Source organism: Marinobacter sp. Hex_13, from assembly GCF_001566815.1.
In the GTDB taxonomy this organism is placed as follows: Bacteria; Pseudomonadota; Gammaproteobacteria; order Pseudomonadales; family Oleiphilaceae; genus Marinobacter; species Marinobacter salarius.
Genome location: NZ_LSMM01000025.1, coordinates 1 through 17162 on the forward strand (window position 1 = coordinate 1; position 17162 = coordinate 17162).

The window sequence follows — 17162 nt, forward strand, 5'->3', positions numbered from 1 at the left end:
TCATGGTGGCGCCATGGGTGATGCAGCCCAGGTTGCCCATCACCATGCCGAAGCAGTGGTACAGGGGCACGGGAATTACCAGGCGGTCTTTCTCGGTGAGCAGTTGGCTCTCCGCCACAAAGTATCCGTTGTTGAGGATGTTGTGGTGGGTGAGGGTGGCGCCCTTGGGGTTACCGGTGGTGCCGGAGGTGAACTGGATGTTGATGGGGTCATCGAACTGCAGTTGGCCCTGTACCTTGTCCAGTTCTTCCTGGCTGACGTCGCTGGCGAAGCCGACAAACTCGGCCCAGGTCCACATGCCGTCGTGCTTGTCTTTGTCCAGGTTGATCACGGCGCGCAGCTCGGGCACTTTCTGGGCTTTGAGCTTGCCGGGGGTGGCGGCTTTCAGTTCGGGGGCCAGGTCGTAGACCATCTTGCGGTAGTCAGAGGCTTTGAAACTGTCTGCCGTGACCAGTACGGAGATGCCGGCCAGGTTCATGGCGTAATCCAGTTCGTGCACGCCGTAGGCCGGGTTGATGTTGACCAGGATGGCGCCCACCTTGGCGGTGGCGAACTGGGTGACGGTCCACTCGTAGCGGTTGGGGGACCAGATGCCTACGCGGTCGCCGCGTTTGACGCCGATGGCCATGAAGGCGCGGGCGGCTTCGTTGACCTTTGCCACGAACTCTTTATAGGTCCAACGGATGTCCTGGTGCAGGGCGACCAGGGCCTCGGTGTCCGGGTATTTCTCGGCGGTGCGGTCGAGCATTGCGCCGATGGTCATGCCCAGCAGGGGTACTTCGGAGGTACCGCTGGTGTAGCTGGGAAGAGTCATGCTCATGGTGTCTGCCTCCATTGTTTTTGTCGTCGAGGGCAAGCAGTGTGAAATCTGCTAGCGACTCTGGCTGTGATACTCAGGGTTCGGTTGCATATCGCTGGCGATGGCCACTCGATTGGACATGTTGTAGAAACCGATCAGGTTGCTCAGGTCCCAGATGGCACTGTCGCTGAGGCCAGCGTCCCGCAGGGCCTGGGTGTGCTCTTCGGTAACGGTCGCCGGGGAGCGGGTGAGGTGCGATGTGAAATCGAGCATGGCACGCTGGCGCTTGTCGAGTTTGGCGCTGCGGTAGTTCATCACCATGTGTTCGCCCAGCACGGGGTCGCCACTCAGCACCCGCACGGCAGCACCGTGGGCCACCAGGCAATAGAAGCACTTGTTTTCGGAGGACACCACAACAGCGACCATCTCGCGTTCCAGTTTGCTGAGTTCGCCTTCGCCGAGCATCAGTTCGTTGTAGAGCCGGGTAAAGCCCTCAAGCTGCTTCAAATTCTGGCTGTACGCGGTCAGCACGTTGGGGATCATGCCGAGTTTTTCCTGGCAGATCTGGAAGTACTTCTGGGTGTCTTCCGGCATGTCCTTGATCTCTGGGATTGGGAGATCCAGGGCGACGACGTTTTTAGGATGGCTCATTAACAGTTTCCTCCGAGAGCTTGGCCGACTTTTGAGCCGTTATGGCGTTTGAGTTGTTCGCTGATCCATTCGCCAGTGGTGACCAGTTTGTTCAGGTCGACGCCGGTTTTGATGCCCAATCCGTTCAGAAGGTATAGCACGTCTTCCGTGGCGACGTTGCCGGAGGCGCCCTTGGCGTAAGGGCAGCCGCCGAGGCCGGCGACGGAGGCATCAATCACCGAAATGCCTTCTTCCAGCACCGCGTACAGATTGGCCAATGCCTGGCCGTAGGTGTCGTGGAAGTGGGCGGCCAGTTTTTCGATGGGTACTGCGGCGGCAACGGCTTCGAGCATGCGCTTGGCTTTCAACGGGGTGCCCACGCCGATGGTGTCGCCCAGGGAGATTTCGTAGCAGCCGAGTTCGGCCAGGGCCTTGGCGACTTTGGCGACCTGCTCGGGGGCGATGTCGCCCTCGTAGGGGCAGCCGAGCACGGTGGAGACGTAGCCGCGTACCGGGATGTGGTGCTGTTTGGCCGCTTCCATCACCGGCAGGAAGCGTTCCAGGCTTTCGGCGATGGAGCAGTTGATGTTTTTCTGGCTGAACGATTCCGACGCAGCGCCGAACACGGCGACTTCATCCACCCCGGCCGCCAGGGCGTTTTCGAAGCCCCTGAGGTTGGGGGTGAGCACGGAGTAGCGCACACCGGCTTTACGCTTGATGCCGGCCATCACATCCGCGGCGTCGCCCATCTGGGGCACCCATTTCGGGGACACGAAGCTGGCGGACTCGATGTGGTTGAGGCCGCAGTCGGCCAGCCGGTCGATCAGGCCGGTCTTGATGGCGGTGTTGATCACCGGGCCGGGTTCGTTCTGAAGGCCGTCCCGGGGGCTCATTTCAACCAGTCTTACCTGCGTCGGAAAGGCCATTAGCCTGCCTCCTCGTCGTCGGTGACTTCGATGGCGATCAGTTCGGCGCCTTCGGACACCTGATCGCCTTCGGCGAAGAAGATGTCGGTCACCACACCGTCGGCCGGGGCCTTGATGGCATGCTCCATTTTCATGGCTTCCATGATTACCAGGCTCTGGCCGGCGGTCACGGTGTCGCCTACCTTGGTCTGTACCGCCACGATGGCGCCGTTCATGGGCGCGGCCAGGCTGCCTTCACCGGCCATTTCCTCGAAGCCGTAGGTTTCCCGGTAGAGGATGCACTGGAAGGTGTCGCCTTCGTAGAAGAGCACCAGCTGATCGTTGTGCAGGTTGCCGTGAACGCTGATGCGGTGGCCGTTGATGACCGCCTGCAGGTAGTCGTCGTCCAGCTTCGCCGTCAGGTTGTAGACACTGTCACCCACAAACACCTGATAGCGGTCGTCCCGTTCCAGCACTTTCAGTTCGTGGATGTCCTCACCCACCTGCAGTTGCAGGGGCTGGGCGTATTCAGAGTTCATGCGCCAGCTGTTCTGGCGGCCAAAAGGCGACCAGGGGTCGGTGCTGATCACTTCCCGGGACTTGCGCTGTTCCAGCACGAAGCCGGCGGCCAGCACCAGGGCCTTGTGGGTGTCGAGCCGGGATTTCGGGAACAGCAGTTCGCGATGGTCCTCGATAAAGCCGGTGGTCAGATCCGCTTCCCGGAACGGCTGGGCGTCGGCCAGGGCGTGGAGGAAACGGATGTTAGTTTTCACGCCGGCGATGCGGTAGTGCTCCAGAGCCTGCACCATACGGTTGATGGCCTGGTCCCGGGTTTCGTCCCACACGATGAGCTTGGCGATCATCGGGTCGTAGTGGATGCTGATGTCGTCGCCTTCGGTGACGCCAGTATCCACCCGCACGTGGGCGCTTTCATCGGGCGTGCTCAGGTAGCGCAGGTTGCCGGTGGCGGGCAGGAAATCCTGGTCCGGGTCTTCGGCGTAAATACGTGCTTCCAGGGCGTGGCCCCGGGTTTTCACTTGGGACTGTTCCAGCGGCAGCGCATCGCCCCAGGCGACTTTCAACTGCCATTCCACCAGGTCCTGGCCGGTGACCATTTCGGTGACCGGGTGCTCTACCTGCAGGCGGGTGTTCATTTCCATAAAGAAGAAGGAGCCGTCCACGTCGTAGAGGAATTCCACGGTGCCGGCGCCGACGTAGTTGATGGCCTGGGCGGCTTTGACGGCCGCTTCGCCCATGGCTTTGCGGGTGTCTTCGCTCAGGCCCGGGGCAGGGGCTTCTTCCAATACTTTCTGATGGCGGCGCTGAACCGAACAGTCGCGTTCGGCCAGGTAGACGCCTTTGCCGCTCTTGTCGCAGAACACCTGAATTTCCACGTGGCGTGGCTGGGTCAGGTAGCGTTCGATGAGCATGTCCGGGTTGCCGAAGGCGTTCTTCGATTCCCGTTTGGCAGCCGCCAGGGCATCGTCAAAGTCTTCCATCCGCTCGACCACGCGCATGCCTTTACCACCACCGCCGGCGACGGCTTTCAGCAGCAGCGGGAAGCCGCACTTCTCGGCTTCCTTGCGCAGGGTCTCCGGCGACTGGTCGTCACCGTGGTAGCCCGGCACCAGGGGCACGCCGGCTTTTTCCATAATGGCCTTGGCGGCGGACTTGGACCCCATGGCCGCGATAGCGGAGGAGGGCGGGCCGATGAACACGATGTTGTTGGCTTCGCAGGCTTCGGCGAACTGGGTGTTCTCGGAGAGGAACCCGTAGCCCGGGTGAACGGCCTGGGCGCCGCTTTCTTTCGCTACCTCAATGATCTTGTCGGCTTTCAGGTAGCTCTCGGAGCTGGCGGCAGGGCCGATGTTGAAGGCTTCGTCAGCCATGGCGACATGGCGCGCGTCGGCGTCGGCGTCGGAATAGACAGCGACCACGCGAATGCCCATGCGGTGGGCGGTCTGTATGATCCGGCAGGCGATTTCGCCCCGGTTGGCGATCAGGATTTTGCTGAACATGGTTATTCTTCCTCCGGAACCCAGTTGGCCTTGCGTTTGTTCAGGAAGGCACCAAGTCCCTCCTGCCCTTCGGCACCCACCCGGATGTCGGCAATGCGTTGTGCGGTATCGTCGATCACATCGGCGCTGATCGGCTTGTGGCTGACGGCAAACACCAGGTCTTTCGCCGCTTTCATGGCTTCTGGGCCGTTGATGGCCAGTTGCTGCAGCATCTCGTTACAGCGTGCGTCCATGGCCTCAACATCGTCACAGACGATGTGCACCAGGCCGTATTCCTGCGCCTGCGTTGCGGTAAACACTTCGGCGGACAGGAAGTAACGGCGGGCCTGGCGCTCGCCAATGGCGCGTACCACGTAAGGGCTGATCACAGCGGGGATCAGGCCGAGTTTGACTTCGCTCAGGCAGAAGCTGGCCTTGTCGGTGGCCAGCACGATGTCGCAGCAGGCGGCCAGGCCGACGGCTCCGCCGAAGGCAGCACCCTGCACCAGGCCGATCACCGGCTTGGACAGGTGGTTAAGCACGTTCATCAGCCGCGCCAGTTCCCGCGAGTCGTCCAGGTTTTCCTGGCGGCTGTTGTCCGCCATGCGGCGCATCCAGCCCAGGTCCGCCCCGGCGGAGAAGTGTTTGCCTTCGGAGCGCAGGATGACGACCTTCACGTTGTTGTCAGCGTCGACGTTCTCAAGCGCGGTAATCAGCTGCTGGATGATCACGTCGTCGAAGGCGTTGCGTTTGTCCGGGCGGTTGAGAACCACCTCGGCAATGCCGTCGGACCGGTGTCTGAGCAGGACTGCGGATTCGTTGTCTGTCATGTCAGTCTCCCCGATTACATCCGGAACACGCCGAAGCGTGTTGGCTTGGCCGGGCGGTTAAGGGTGGCGGACAGGCTGAGGGCGACCACTTCCCGGGTCTGGGCCGGGTCGATCACGCCGTCGTCCCACAGCCGCGCGCTGGCGTAGTAGGGGTGGCCCTGGTGTTCGTAGGAGTCGACGATGGGCTTCTTGAACTCGGCCTCTTCATCGGCACTCCACTCCTGGCCTTTGCGCTCCATGCCTTCGCGCTTGACGGTGGCGAGTACGCCGGCGGCCTGTTCGCCGCCCATTACGGAGATGCGGGCGTTGGGCCACATCCACAGGAAGTCGGGGCTATAGGCGCGGCCGCACATGCCGTAGTTGCCGGCGCCAAAGCTGCCGCCGATCAGTACGGTGATCTTGGGCACTTCGGCACAGGCCACGGCCATGACCATTTTTGCACCGTGCTTGGCAATGCCTTCGGATTCGTGCTTCTGGCCCACCATGAAGCCGGTGATGTTCTGAAGGAACAGCAGCGGGATGTTGCGCTGGCAGCACAGTTCAATAAAGTGCGCGCCTTTCTGGGCGGACTCGCTGAACAGGATGCCGTTGTTGGCGATGATGCCCACCGGGTAGCCGTGGATATGGGCGAAGCCGGTGACGAGGGTCTGGCCGTAGTAGCGTTTGAATTCGTCAAATTCGGAGCCGTCGACGATGCGGGCAATGACGTCGCGCACGTCGAACTGTTTGCGCAGGTCGGTGCCGACAATGCCGTAGATTTCTTCGGCGTTGTACAGCGGTGCCTTGGGTTTGCGGATCTCCACGTCGGCCGGTTTGCGGCGGTTGAGGTTGGAGATGCAGCGCCGGGCGATTTCCAGGGCGTGGGCGTCGTTCTCGGCGTAATGATCGGCCACACCGGAGACTTTGCAGTGCACGTCGGCACCGCCCAGGTCTTCGGCGCTGACGACTTCACCGGTGGCGGCTTTTACCAGCGGCGGGCCGGCCAGGAAGATGGTGCCCTGGTTGCGCACGATGATGGATTCGTCGGCCATGGCGGGTACGTAGGCACCGCCGGCGGTGCACAGGCCCATGACGACGGCGATCTGGGGAATGTCGTCGGCGGACATGCGGGCCTGGTTGTAGAAGATGCGGCCGAAGTGGTCGCGGTCCGGGAAGACGTCGTCCTGCCGGGGCAGGTTGGCGCCGCCGGAGTCGACCAGGTAGATGCAGGGCAGGCGGTTCTGCAGGGCGATTTCCTGGGCGCGCAGGTGTTTCTTGACCGTCAACGGGTAGTAGCTGCCGCCTTTCACGGTGGCGTCGTTGGCGATGATCATGCATTCGGTGCCGGAGACGCGGCCGACGCCGGCGACGACGCCTGCGGCCGGGACTTCTTCGTCATAGACGTTGTAGGCGGCGAACTGGCCGACTTCCAGGAAGGGGGAGCCGTCGTCCAGGAGGCGGTTGATGCGTTCCCTTGGGAGCAGTTTGCCGCGGGCGATGTGGCGTTCCTGATAAGAGGGGCCGCCGCCTTGCTGGATGGTGGTCACTTTGTCCCGCAGGTCGGCCACGGCCTTGGCCATGGATGCCTGGTTCGCCTGGAATTCTTCGGACCTTGGGTTCACTTTGCTTTGGAGTATGGTCATGGCTTGTTAGTCCGTTTTTTAGTCCGTGCGTCGGGTCTGATGGCATGGCGCTCCGGGACACGCCGTGAATACGTCCCTGTAGGCTCGTAAAAAACATCCCTGTTTTTTACGGTCCCGGAGCGCCATGCCACCAAACCCTCGTCGTTCTTGGGTGCTGGCCTTGCGATGCCACTGCCTTTAATTGTTCAGGTACAGCTCACGCCCGATCAGCATCCGGCGGATTTCGGACGTGCCAGCGCCGATTTCGTAGAGCTTGGCGTCCCGCAGCAAACGGCCTGTCGGGTACTCATTGATGTAGCCGTTACCGCCCAGCAACTGGATGGCGTCGAGGGCCAGTTTGGTGGCCATTTCGGCGGAGTAGAGGATCGCGCCGGCGGCGTCTTTGCGGGTGGTGTTGCCGCGGTCGGCGGACATGGCGACCATGTAGACGTAGGATTTGGCGGTGTTCATCCAGGTGTACATGTCAGCCACTTTGCCCTGGACCAGCTCGAATTCACCGATGGCCTGGCCGAACTGTTTGCGCTCGCGGATGTAGGGAACCACCACGTCCATGGCGGCTTGCATGATGCCCAGCGGGCCGCCGGAGAGGACGAGGCGTTCGTAGTCGAGGCCGCTCATGAGGACTTTGGCGCCGTTGCCTTCGCCGCCCATGACGTTTTCCTTGGGTACCTTGGCGTCTTCGAACACCAGCTCACAGGTGTTGGAGCCGCGCATGCCGAGTTTGTCGAGCTTCTGGGCCTGGCTGAATCCCGGGGTGTCGCGTTCCACAATGAAGGCGGTGATGCCGCGTGGGCCGGCTGACGGGTCGGTCTTGGCGTAGATCACATAGACGTGGGCGTCGGGGCCGTTGGTGATCCACATTTTGCTGCCGTTGAGCACATAGTGGTCGCCGGCGTCTTTGGCGCTGAGTTTCATGGAGACGACGTCGGAACCGGCGTTGGGTTCGGACATGGCCAGGGCGCCGATGTGTTCACCGCTGATGAGCTTGGGCAGATACTTTTCTTTCTGCTCGTCGGAGCCGTTGCGGTTGATCTGGTTAACGCACAGGTTGGAGTGCGCGCCGTAAGAGAGTCCCACGGATGCAGAGGCACGGCTGATTTCCTCCATGGCGATGACGTGTGCGAGGTAGCCCATGCCGGAGCCGCCGTAGGCTTCGTCAACGGTAATACCCAGCAGGCCCATGTCACCGAACTTTTTCCACAGGTCGTTGGGGAACAGGTTGTCATGGTCGATGGCTTCGGCGCGGGGGGCGATTTCACTGGCGGCAAAGCCGTTGATCTGCTCGCGCAGCATGTCCAGGGTCTCGCCGAGGCCGAAGTTGAACTCTGAGTATTGTGATTTCATGGTTGGCTACCTTTTGATCTTGCTGTTATTTCTGCTCGGTGGACTCAGGCTCTTTGGTGGTGGCCTTTGTCTGTTTACGCTTTCGTTGTTGCAGGTCAGCAAGCGCCTCGCGGCATCTTGCTTCTGCGGTGTCCATTTCCATTTCTGCCTGGGCAATGTCGTTTTTCTGTTGCTCCAGTTGCGCCCGTTTGCGGGCCAGGGTGTCCAGCATCAGCAGGAGCTGTTTTTCGTTGCCGCTGAGGGTTTCGTCCCACAGGTCAAAAAGCTCCTTGGTTTCCGCCAGGGAAAAGCCCATGCGTTTGCCCCGGAGGATCAGCTTCAGCCGCACCCGGTCCTTCGAGCTGAAGATCCGGGTTTGGCCGCGCCGGGTGGGGTGCAGTAGACCCTGATCTTCGTAGAAGCGTACGCTTCGTGTCGTCACGTCGAACTCTTTGGCCAGCTCGCTGATGCTGTAAGTTTTCTTGATGTCCATAGAGATTTCCTTTTTAGACTTAGGTTAGATAAAGTTTACGTAAACGTAAAGTATTTTTAAGGCCCGATTTCAACCAACAGATATGTGAAACAGGAGTGAATGATGGAATTCAAAAATGTGGCAGCGATTGTAACAGGCGGTGCATCAGGCTTGGGCGAGGGCTCAGCGCGTGCCCTGGCGGCAGCTGGGTGCCGTGTGGCGATTCTGGATGTTCAGGAGGAGCAGGGTAGAAAAGTGGCGGAAGACATTGGGGGCGTCTTTATTTACTGCGACGTGACGTCTTCTGAGAGTGCGGAAGCTGCATTCAGCGAAGCCCGTAAGGCGCATGGCCCCTGTGGCGTGGCGGTCAGCTGCGCGGGTATTGCTCCGGCCGCAAAGATCCTGGGCCGGGATGGTGTGATGCCGCTTGAGGCATTCAGCAAGGTGGTTCAGGTCAACCTGATTGGGTCCTTTAACATTCTGCGTCTCGCCGCGGCCGATATGGCCCAGCGGGAGCCCAACGCGGATGGCGAGCGGGGTGTGATTATCAACACGGCGTCTGTGGCGGCTTACGAGGGCCAGATTGGCCAGGCAGCCTACAGTGCGTCAAAGGGTGGCGTGGTATCGCTGACACTTCAGGCCGCCCGCGAGCTTGCCCGGGAAGGTATTCGGGTCAACACTATTGCTCCGGGAATCTTTATGACGCCAATGATGGCGGGCATGCCACAGGAAGTGCAGGACAGTCTCGCGGCCACGCTGCCTTTCCCCAAGCGATTGGGCAAGGCTGAAGAGTTTGGCATGTTGGTGGATCAGATGGTGCGCAACCCGATCCTCAACGGTGAGGTTATCCGCCTGGACTGTGCACTGCGCATGGCGCCTAAATAAAGCAGCAGCGCGTTAACACGAATCTCGTCTCTTTGGTGAGTTGGTGAGGTTCAGCTGTGGAACTCAGTCGGTGATCGGCTGGGTTTCACTGTCTTTGAGCGGTATTTTTCTCGATACGACCCTGTATAACGACGAAAGATTCAAATGGGTTCCATACGAAAAAATCGCGTTTGATTCGATTTTATAATATCGATTTTTATTTTTTTGCGATTACGAAATAGAAAAGCGCACTCCTTTCTCTCATATGTACCTTATCGGTGCATGCTCTGATGATTTCCTTTTTCATTTCTTCTGCGTTGTCAGGCGACTAGGTCTTTCCTGTATTCCAATTGTGCACACCAAAAATCAAGACATGTATCCCTTGCCTATAGTTGAAATTATCTTTTCGTAACAGGCATTTAACGTTTCGTTACGATAGTTTTCTGGCTGTTGGAACGCTGTGGACGACGTAGATCGCTTGCCGGTGATTTGTCCGTCTTCGTGTTCCCCCAACTCAAACTGGATACTCAAAAGGCGCATCAGGGCAACGTTTTCTGTTGAGCGTGCCTGTTCGTAATCAGACACCGGTCGCGGGGAAAAGTTCAAAAAAGAACCTCTTTCCGATTTCGGGGTCGCTGTACCGAGCCTTTTGAGTGTCATCAGTCAACCAGTAGTCAGTCGTTGGATTCATGGCGGCTCCCGGGTGGGAGTCGCTGGATGACAGTCAGGGGAGTAAAGGATATGCGAGTCAGTATTTTTGGTTTGGGTTATGTCGGGGCGGTGTGTACCGCCAGTCTGGCCCAGCGGGGGCATCACGTGGTCGGTGTGGATGTGTCGCCCATCAAAATTGATCTGATCAACAGCGGCAGGTCTCCCATTGTGGAGCCGGGGCTGGAGGAGCTGCTCCGGAGCGGGCGCGAGAACGGATTCATCAACGGCGTTACCGACGGGCACATCGCGGTTCAGGAGAGTGAGCTGTCGATGATCTGCGTGGGCACGCCCAGCAAGCCAAATGGCGATCTTGATCTGCAGTTTGTCGAGAAAGTGTGTAGCGATATCGGTAATGCCCTGAAGGACAAGGGTGACTGGCACCTGGTAGCGGTGCGTAGCACGGTGCTGCCCGGAACGGTTCGTGAGGTGGTCATCCCGGCTTTGGAGAAAGCGTCCGGGAAACGCGCCGGCGTTGATTTCGGTGTGTGTGTGAACCCGGAATTCCTGCGGGAAAGCACGGCGATCAAGGATTATGACCACCCTCCGATGACGGTCATTGGTGAGCTCGACGAACGCTCCGGCGAGTTCCTGGCGCGGATATACCAGGACCTTGATGCCCCCATCATCCGTAAGCCCATCGAAGTGGCTGAGATGATCAAGTACACCTGCAACATCTGGCACGCGACCAAAGTCAGCTTCGCCAACGAGATCGGCAATATTGCCAAGTCGATGGGCGTGGACGGCCGCGATGTCATGGACGTTGTCTGCCAGGACAAGAAGCTGAACATTTCCCGCTATTACATGCGCCCGGGCTTCGCCTTCGGCGGTTCCTGTCTGCCCAAAGACGTGCGCGCACTGACTTACCGGGCCAATCAGATGGACGTGAAGCACCCGCTGCTGAGCTCGATCATGAGCAGTAACAATGAGCAGGTTGCTCATGCCTTCAAGATCCTCACCGGCTACGGCTGTCGCAAGGTGAGCATGCTCGGCCTGAGCTTCAAGTCCAACACCGACGATCTGCGGGAAAGCCCACTGGTGGAGCTGGCCGAGATGCTGATTGGCAAGGGGTATGACCTGCAGATCTTCGACCGCAATGTGGATTACGCCCGCACCCACGGCGCCAACCGTGAATACATCAACCAGAAGATTCCGCACCTCTCGAACCTGATGCACAGCGACCTGCGTGGCGTGATTGATCACGCGGACGTGATCGTGGTCGGCAACAACGACGAGCTGTTCGAAACGGTGATTTCGGAAGTGCCTGAGGGCAAGCGGGTGATTGACCTTGTGGGCTTCATGAAGACCACAAGTACCGAGGTGCTGGAAGGCATCTGCTGGTAAGTCTTCACCCCCATGCGTGACGTCCTGGTGCCCTGCTGGGGCGGGGCGTCACGCTCAGAAAACGCACGGAATGTTATTTCAGGAACGGACGGCATGTCTTATATCTCAGACAACATAGTGTCCAGAACAGGCGGTTGGCTGCTTTTTCTCTCCGTACTCGGGGCGTTGGCGATCTCTTTGCCCACTACCTATACGGTGAGGGGCGGCGCCCACTTCCTCCTGGTCATCGGGGTGATTGGTATCTGGCGGTACTCCGTTGGGTTTATCCACTTTTTGCGTGCGATGTATTTCCTTAAATGGGCATTCCCCAAGATTCGGCGCCGGGCAAAGGCGTTGGGCGAAGACGCCGCTCCGTCCCATGTCTATCTGATGGTGACCAGTTTCCGTATCGATGCCGACACCACGGCCATGGTTTACAACTCTATTATCCGCGAAGCGGTTGAGTGTGGTTGGCCGACAACGGTGGTGGCATCGGTGGTGGAGCTTTCCGATGAAATGCTCATGCGGGCAATGTGGCGGAAGCTTGACCCACCCAGCCACATCAGGCTCAAGATTGTGCGCATTCCGGGGACCGGTAAGCGGGATGGTCTGGCGTACGGCTTTCGTGCCATTTCACGGGATCTGCCTGACGAGAATGCCGTGGTGGCCGTGGTGGACGGCGATACCGTGCTGGAACCCGGAGTGGTACGTAAAACCGCCCCTTACTTCCGGTTGATGCCGAACATCGGCGCGCTGACTACCAACGAGTTTTGCGAGGTGCGCGGCAGCTATCTGATGTCTGAATGGCACAAGCTGAGGTTCGCCCAGCGCCACATGAATATGTGCTCGATGGGGCTGTCGTATCGGGTTTTGACGCTCACCGGTCGCATGTCGGTATTCCGGGCCAGCGTGGTTACGCGCCCGGAGTTCATCAGCGACGTGGAGTATGACTCCCTGAAGCACTGGCGGCTGGGCGAATTCCGCTTTCTGACCGGCGATGACAAGTCCAGCTGGTTCAGCATGATGCGCCTGGGGTACGACACCTTCTATGTGCCGGACGCCACGATTCGCACAGTGGAGCATCCACCTGATCCCAGCTTTATCCGTTCTGCCCGTCAGCTGATGTTTCGCTGGTATGGCAACTCCCTGCGGCAGAATTCACGGGCTACCAAGCTTGGCCCCCGGCGCCTTGGATGGTTTACCTGGTACGTGCTTTATGACCAGCGCATTTCAATGTGGACCAGCATCCTGGGGCTGACTGCGGCTATCGTCGCGTCCATCAAGTACTCCGGTATTGTGCTGGTGGCCTACCTGCTTTGGATCGGGCTTACCCGTTTGGTGCTGACGTTGCTGCTTATCACTACCGGACACTCGGTCGGGCCAGCCTATCCGTGCATTCTCTATTTCAACCAGATCTTCGGCTCTCTGGTGAAAATCTATGTCTTTTTCCGGCTCGACCGACAGTCGTGGACACGCCAGAAAACCCGGTTCAGCGCGAACAACGCGTCTTTCCAACAACGCATGAACCGTTGGTCGTCAAGAGTGATGACGATATCCGCAGGCAGTGTCTTTCTGGCGGTGGTGATGAAGCTGGTATAGCGCAAGGGGAGTTTTTCTTATGTACACCAATCATCGTTGGGACAACACACAAGGATCAAAGCAATGAATATGGCAGCAAGTAGGGCAGATATTGAACCGCAGTTTGTCCATGAATCCGAGGCACAGCGACAGTATGCCCGGGTAAGAATTCCGGCCAAGCTGTTTGTAAACCTTGGTGGCTCAACCCACAACTTTCCGGTGGCCGATCTTTCGGCCGGTGGGTTCAGTGTCAACACGGGCCTGGAGTCGTTTCGTCAGGGCCGGGTCTACAAGGGTCGCCTGGTGTTCAAGGTTGACGGCTTTGATCTTGCCATTGACGTGAACTTTGTCCCGCGCAGTTTCGATTCGATGAATGATCGCTGTGGGTGTGAGTTTCAGGATCTGGGAGCCCGGGAGGTTTCCGCCCTGAGATACCTCATTACCGCATTCCTCAGCGGTGAAGTGGTTTCCGCCGGCGATGTGCTCAACACGCTGTCCCGCGAAAACTTCACCAAGGCCCGCAAAGGCAAGGGCAGCAATGACCTTGGATTCTTCGGCAAGCTTCGCGCCATGGTCGGAAGCCTGATCGTGATGTTGATAGGTCTGTTTGCGATCAGCTTTGTGGTCTCCGAGCTGTGGGACATCTACTTCGTAACCAAGGCGGAGTCCGCCATGGTGGCGTCGGAGCAGATTCCCCTGCGGATTCCCAAAGACGCAAAGGTCACAACGCTGGTCAAGCCTGGGCAGGAGGTTAAGGCGGGCGAGGCTATCGCTACTTTTGACGCGCCCATGATGTCTTATGTGAATGACCTGGTTGGAGAGGGCAACTACAGCGTCGGCCAGATCGAAGAGCTGTTGGACCAGCGGGTTCGGGGAACGATCACCAGCCCCTGTGACTGCAAGGTGGTGAACATGAGGCCGGCTGAAGACCAGTACATGAGCAAGGGTGAGCAGCTTGCGGTTATGGCGCCGATGGACTCGTCCGCCCACGTTGTTGCCAACTTCCCGTTTAACCAGGGTGAAAAGCTCGAAGAAGGGCAGCAGGTGATACTGCGGCTCCCCAACGGCAAGGAACAGACCGGGCACATTACGTCGCTGTATGTGAACTCCCAGGCTCAGGGCGGACTGGTTGACGTAATCAGTGCGTCTATCGAATCCGCCGAACCGCTGCCGATTGAAGCAATCGGACGCCCCATTGGTGTCACGGTCGACCAGTTCCGGATGCCGAGCCTGCAGAAGGTTGTTGAACGGTTTTCGGAAGGTTGAGGGAGTTGCGGAGCATGAAGCGAGTAGCGTGCATTGCCGGTCTGTTCACTCTGGTGCTGTCTGGTTGCGGCAACCTGCCCGACATTCAGCGGGCTGAGAAGGCTGCTGCCGAAGGTGACGTTCAGGAGGCCCGGGCGCAGTTGGAAAAGCTGGCGAAGTTTGGCCTGGCGGACGCCCAGGTGGAGCTGGGGGATCTTTATGGTGCGCAGGACACACCGGAAGCACGCCAGAAGGCGCTGGATTGGTACAGGAAGGCCGCGGAGCAGGGTAGTGAACGAGCTGCTATCAGGATAGGCAAGATGAATGCGCGGGAAGGGGAAACCCCGGAGCAGCGGGCCAATGGCGCCCGTTACCTGCGCAAAGCGCTTGCGGAAGGTGATAAGACGGCGTTGATCCCGTTGATCAACCTGTACATCCATTTCCCCCGGGAGTTCCCCAACGGCAAACCGCTTGAGCTGATTCAGCAGGCGCGGGAAGCCGGCGATCCCAAAGGTGACGTGGCTCTGGCTCGCTACTACCTGCTGACGGACCAGTTCGAAAGCCACACGGATGAAATTGAAGAGCTGTGCGCGCCCATTGCCGAGGCCCAGCCCGAATGCTTCCAACTGCTCGCCAGAGTGTATCTGGTTGATGGCCGGAGTGAGGATCTGAAGGCACTTGTTGACCGGGCCAAGCAGGCCTGGGAGCAGGGCAGTATTGAAGATCGCGATCTGTACCTGTTCGCGCGGTGGTTGTCGGACGACGAAACCCCGCAAAAACAGGTGGCTGCCACCAACGAACTCTACCAGATGTTGACGCCCGACTACGTGCCCGCCCTGACGGCGCGCGCCAAGTTGATCATGGAGAACAACTACCTCGCTGAACCGGAGGTCGTTATCGAGATGCTTCGGGAGGCGCGAGCCAATGGTGACCTGAAGGCGTCGCTGTCACTGGCCCGGGCCTATGAGCGAGGCCGCATTGTGCCGACCGATCCGAAGAAGGCGATCGAGTACGCCATGGAAGCGCGTGAAAAATACCCCTCGGCGGAATACCTGCTCGGGCGCATCTACAAGCGTGGCTATCTCGGGGAGCCAGATCCCGAAAAGGCCAAGCAGCATCTTCTGACGGCGGCACGCCGAGGCTTTCCAAAGGCGGATTACGCCCTTGCCGAGCTTTACTGGGAAGCAAAAGGCATCGAGGTGAACCGTGTTTATGCCTGGAGTTTCGCGTTGCTGGCAGTGGAGGGCGGCGTTGAGCGTGCCAAAGAACTGATGGTGGATATGGTTCTGTCGCTACCCGAACACACCGAAAAGAGAGCTGAGGCCCTGTACCGGCAGGAACGTGCCGCGCGGCGACAGATGATCGCCGGAGGCACTTCAGGCCCGGCAACGACCACAAAACAAGGAGGATAAGCTCAATGCAGCTTATAACGAACTATCGATTAACTCGCCTCGCACTCTCTGTCAGTTGCCTGGCATCACTCGGCGTAACGCCCGCCGTAGCGCAGTCTACAGACGAGGCGAACCAGAGTTATCCGCGGCTGGTTGAACAGAACATAAAGTCCAAGCTCAGTTTTATCAGCGAAGGCGACCGGCGCCTTGGACTGGGCTCCAATGGCGAGACCAAATCCAACGAAGCTGGCCTCGACATCAAGCCCGAGTGGGTCTGGCAATTGTCACCTCACTGGCGCTCAAAACTGCGCCTGCAGGCGTTTGGCGCAACCGGTCAGGTGGATGTTAGCGACGAAATCGGCGGCACGACCACCACCGACGGCTTTCTTGCGCTCAGGGAGGCTTGGCTGGATTACAACGGCCTGAGCGACTATCCCGGGGAGTCGATTCGCTTTGGCCGTGAGCGTCTGAAGGAAAACAGCGGTATGTGGTGGGACGACGATATTACCCTCACGCGCTGGATCTTCAACACGTCGCTGCTGGACACCACCGTGGGTGTCGCCCAGAAGTTCGCCGAGTTGCGGACTGACAACAACGAACTCCAGGACGAAGAGCAGGACATTGCTCGATTTTTTGCCCATACACGCTGGCAGTGGCGGAAAGGTCACTACCTGGGCTTCCTGGTGACCCATGGCCAGGGCTACGGAGATCAGGCTGAAGAATACGCATTGCGAGGCCAGACGCTGGATGAAGGTTTCACGGACTCGCTGACCTGGACGGCCCTCCAGGCGGATCGGAGCTATTTCGATTGGCACTCCCACGATACGTTCCAGTATTTCGCGTCGGTTGCGGCAGTGAATGGTACGGACACTGTGGTCGGCACAGACCCCAGTGCGCCCAATGGCTTCAGCGATCGTGAACGCGATGTCTCCGGTTGGGCGGCAGACCTGGGCGCGCGTGCCCAATTGCTGGATACGCCCCGCTGGGTTGTCGGCGCTCACGGTGCCGTTGCGTCCGGTGGTGGTGAGCCTGGCGAAAGTGATGCCTTTCAGCAAACCAGCCTGGAAAGCAACCGCTCAAGGTTTACGGGAACCCGCTCCCAGGTGCCGCGGTTTGGTGAAGCCATTCAACCGGAGTGGAGCAATATCCGGGTCTTGACCTTCTACACCGCATTGTCTGACCGCGATACCTGGGACGCCAACCTGCTGTACCACCGTTACTGGCTGAGTGATGAGAACGGCGCCGTGCGTTCCGACCTGGTCGAGCCAGGCTTTACCGGCAGCAGTGATGACCTGGGCCAATCTGTGGATCTGGTATTGGGCTACTACGGCGATAGCGCTTCAACCTCCTGGGCGGCGTTTGATGTCCGTTTGCGTGGTGGCGTTTTCATGCCAGGGGATGCCTACGGCGAGGACGCAGATGACGCCAGGCATCGGGTAGTTGTAGACGTGTCGAAGCGGTTCTGAGGAGAACTC

The 17162-nt window shown here is 59.2% G+C and carries 14 protein-coding genes; 6 read left to right on the forward strand and 8 right to left on the reverse strand.

Annotated elements, in window-relative coordinates; translation table 11 throughout:
• From AXW11_RS05495 to AXW11_RS05530, 8 genes are all read right to left on the reverse strand, one after another.
• Positions 1–820 (reverse strand): AMP-binding protein (locus AXW11_RS05495; RefSeq protein ID WP_286791977.1); only part of this gene is annotated, 820 nt, incomplete at its 3' end.
• 51 nt (positions 821–871) lie between these two features.
• Positions 872–1450 carry a peroxidase-related enzyme gene (locus tag AXW11_RS05500; RefSeq protein ID WP_041334388.1) on the reverse strand — a complete coding sequence of 193 codons (579 nt, stop codon included), beginning with the start codon at positions 1448–1450 and terminating at the stop codon, positions 872–874.
• The gene (locus AXW11_RS05505) at positions 1450–2355 is read right to left on the reverse strand and encodes a hydroxymethylglutaryl-CoA lyase (protein WP_041334390.1); all 906 of its coding nucleotides are present in this window, start codon (positions 2353–2355) and stop codon (positions 1450–1452) included. Before AXW11_RS05505 ends, AXW11_RS05500 begins: the two co-directional genes overlap by 1 nt.
• A complete protein-coding gene (locus AXW11_RS05510) occupies positions 2355–4352 on the reverse strand; it encodes an acetyl/propionyl/methylcrotonyl-CoA carboxylase subunit alpha (protein ID WP_091643317.1) in 1998 nt (665 codons plus the stop codon). The genes AXW11_RS05505 and AXW11_RS05510 overlap by 1 nt, the downstream gene beginning before the upstream one ends.
• 2 nt (positions 4353–4354) lie before the next feature.
• The gene (locus tag AXW11_RS05515) at positions 4355–5161 is read right to left on the reverse strand and encodes an enoyl-CoA hydratase-related protein (RefSeq protein ID WP_041334392.1); all 807 of its coding nucleotides are present in this window, start codon (positions 5159–5161) and stop codon (positions 4355–4357) included.
• A 14-nt stretch (positions 5162–5175) separates the two neighbouring features.
• Positions 5176–6783, reverse strand: a complete 1608-nt coding sequence (locus AXW11_RS05520; RefSeq protein ID WP_041334394.1) for a carboxyl transferase domain-containing protein — start codon at positions 6781–6783, stop codon at positions 5176–5178.
• A 177-nt stretch (positions 6784–6960) separates the two neighbouring features.
• Positions 6961–8127, reverse strand: coding sequence for an isovaleryl-CoA dehydrogenase (locus tag AXW11_RS05525; RefSeq protein WP_075195364.1), 1167 nt, complete (start codon positions 8125–8127; stop codon positions 6961–6963).
• A 25-nt stretch (positions 8128–8152) separates the two neighbouring features.
• The gene (locus AXW11_RS05530) at positions 8153–8599 is read right to left on the reverse strand and encodes a MerR family transcriptional regulator (RefSeq protein ID WP_041334396.1); all 447 of its coding nucleotides are present in this window, start codon (positions 8597–8599) and stop codon (positions 8153–8155) included.
• A 102-nt stretch (positions 8600–8701) separates the two neighbouring features.
• Here AXW11_RS05530 and AXW11_RS05535 point away from each other — a divergent pair, with 102 nt between their 5' ends.
• The 6 genes from AXW11_RS05535 to AXW11_RS05560 all read left to right on the forward strand — a co-directional run bounded on the left by AXW11_RS05535 (position 8702) and on the right by AXW11_RS05560 (position 17153).
• Positions 8702–9463 (forward strand): SDR family NAD(P)-dependent oxidoreductase, encoded by a 762-nt coding sequence (locus AXW11_RS05535; RefSeq protein ID WP_007153315.1) that lies wholly within the window; start codon positions 8702–8704, stop codon positions 9461–9463.
• Between the two features lie 720 nt (positions 9464–10183).
• A complete protein-coding gene (locus AXW11_RS05540) occupies positions 10184–11494 on the forward strand; it encodes a nucleotide sugar dehydrogenase (protein WP_036202667.1) in 1311 nt (436 codons plus the stop codon).
• Positions 11495–11587: 93 nt separating this feature from the next.
• Entirely contained in the window at positions 11588–13072 is a 1485-nt protein-coding gene (locus AXW11_RS05545; RefSeq protein WP_041334401.1) for a glycosyltransferase family 2 protein, read from the forward strand.
• A gap of 63 nt (positions 13073–13135) precedes the next feature.
• Positions 13136–14317, forward strand: a complete 1182-nt coding sequence (locus AXW11_RS05550; protein WP_051946516.1) for a PilZ domain-containing protein — start codon at positions 13136–13138, stop codon at positions 14315–14317.
• Between the two features lie 14 nt (positions 14318–14331).
• The gene (locus AXW11_RS05555) at positions 14332–15708 is read left to right on the forward strand and encodes a tetratricopeptide repeat protein (protein WP_091643320.1); all 1377 of its coding nucleotides are present in this window, start codon (positions 14332–14334) and stop codon (positions 15706–15708) included.
• Between the two features lie 5 nt (positions 15709–15713).
• Positions 15714–17153: an alginate export family protein gene (locus AXW11_RS05560; protein ID WP_041334413.1), complete on the forward strand. Its 1440-nt coding sequence runs from the start codon at positions 15714–15716 to the stop codon at positions 17151–17153.
• The last annotated feature ends 9 nt before the right edge of the window (positions 17154–17162 follow it).

Excerpts from the sequence above, each read along its gene's own strand:
- AXW11_RS05500 (WP_041334388.1), bottom strand. The coding sequence starts at position 1,450 with ATGAGCCATCCTAAAAACGTCGTCGCCCTGGATCTCCCAATCCCAGAG.
- AXW11_RS05505 (WP_041334390.1), bottom strand. The coding sequence starts at position 2,355 with ATGGCCTTTCCGACGCAGGTAAGACTGGTTGAAATGAGCCCCCGGGAC.
- AXW11_RS05510 (WP_091643317.1), bottom strand. The coding sequence starts at position 4,352 with ATGTTCAGCAAAATCCTGATCGCCAACCGGGGCGAAATCGCCTGCCGG.
- AXW11_RS05515 (WP_041334392.1), bottom strand. The coding sequence starts at position 5,161 with ATGACAGACAACGAATCCGCAGTCCTGCTCAGACACCGGTCCGACGGC.
- AXW11_RS05520 (WP_041334394.1), bottom strand. The coding sequence starts at position 6,783 with ATGACCATACTCCAAAGCAAAGTGAACCCAAGGTCCGAAGAATTCCAG.
- AXW11_RS05525 (WP_075195364.1), bottom strand. The coding sequence starts at position 8,127 with ATGAAATCACAATACTCAGAGTTCAACTTCGGCCTCGGCGAGACCCTG.
- AXW11_RS05530 (WP_041334396.1), bottom strand. The coding sequence starts at position 8,599 with ATGGACATCAAGAAAACTTACAGCATCAGCGAGCTGGCCAAAGAGTTC.
- AXW11_RS05535 (WP_007153315.1), top strand. The coding sequence starts at position 8,702 with ATGGAATTCAAAAATGTGGCAGCGATTGTAACAGGCGGTGCATCAGGC.
- AXW11_RS05540 (WP_036202667.1), top strand. The coding sequence starts at position 10,184 with ATGCGAGTCAGTATTTTTGGTTTGGGTTATGTCGGGGCGGTGTGTACC.
- AXW11_RS05545 (WP_041334401.1), top strand. The coding sequence starts at position 11,588 with ATGTCTTATATCTCAGACAACATAGTGTCCAGAACAGGCGGTTGGCTG.
- AXW11_RS05550 (WP_051946516.1), top strand. The coding sequence starts at position 13,136 with ATGAATATGGCAGCAAGTAGGGCAGATATTGAACCGCAGTTTGTCCAT.
- AXW11_RS05555 (WP_091643320.1), top strand. The coding sequence starts at position 14,332 with ATGAAGCGAGTAGCGTGCATTGCCGGTCTGTTCACTCTGGTGCTGTCT.
- AXW11_RS05560 (WP_041334413.1), top strand. The coding sequence starts at position 15,714 with ATGCAGCTTATAACGAACTATCGATTAACTCGCCTCGCACTCTCTGTC.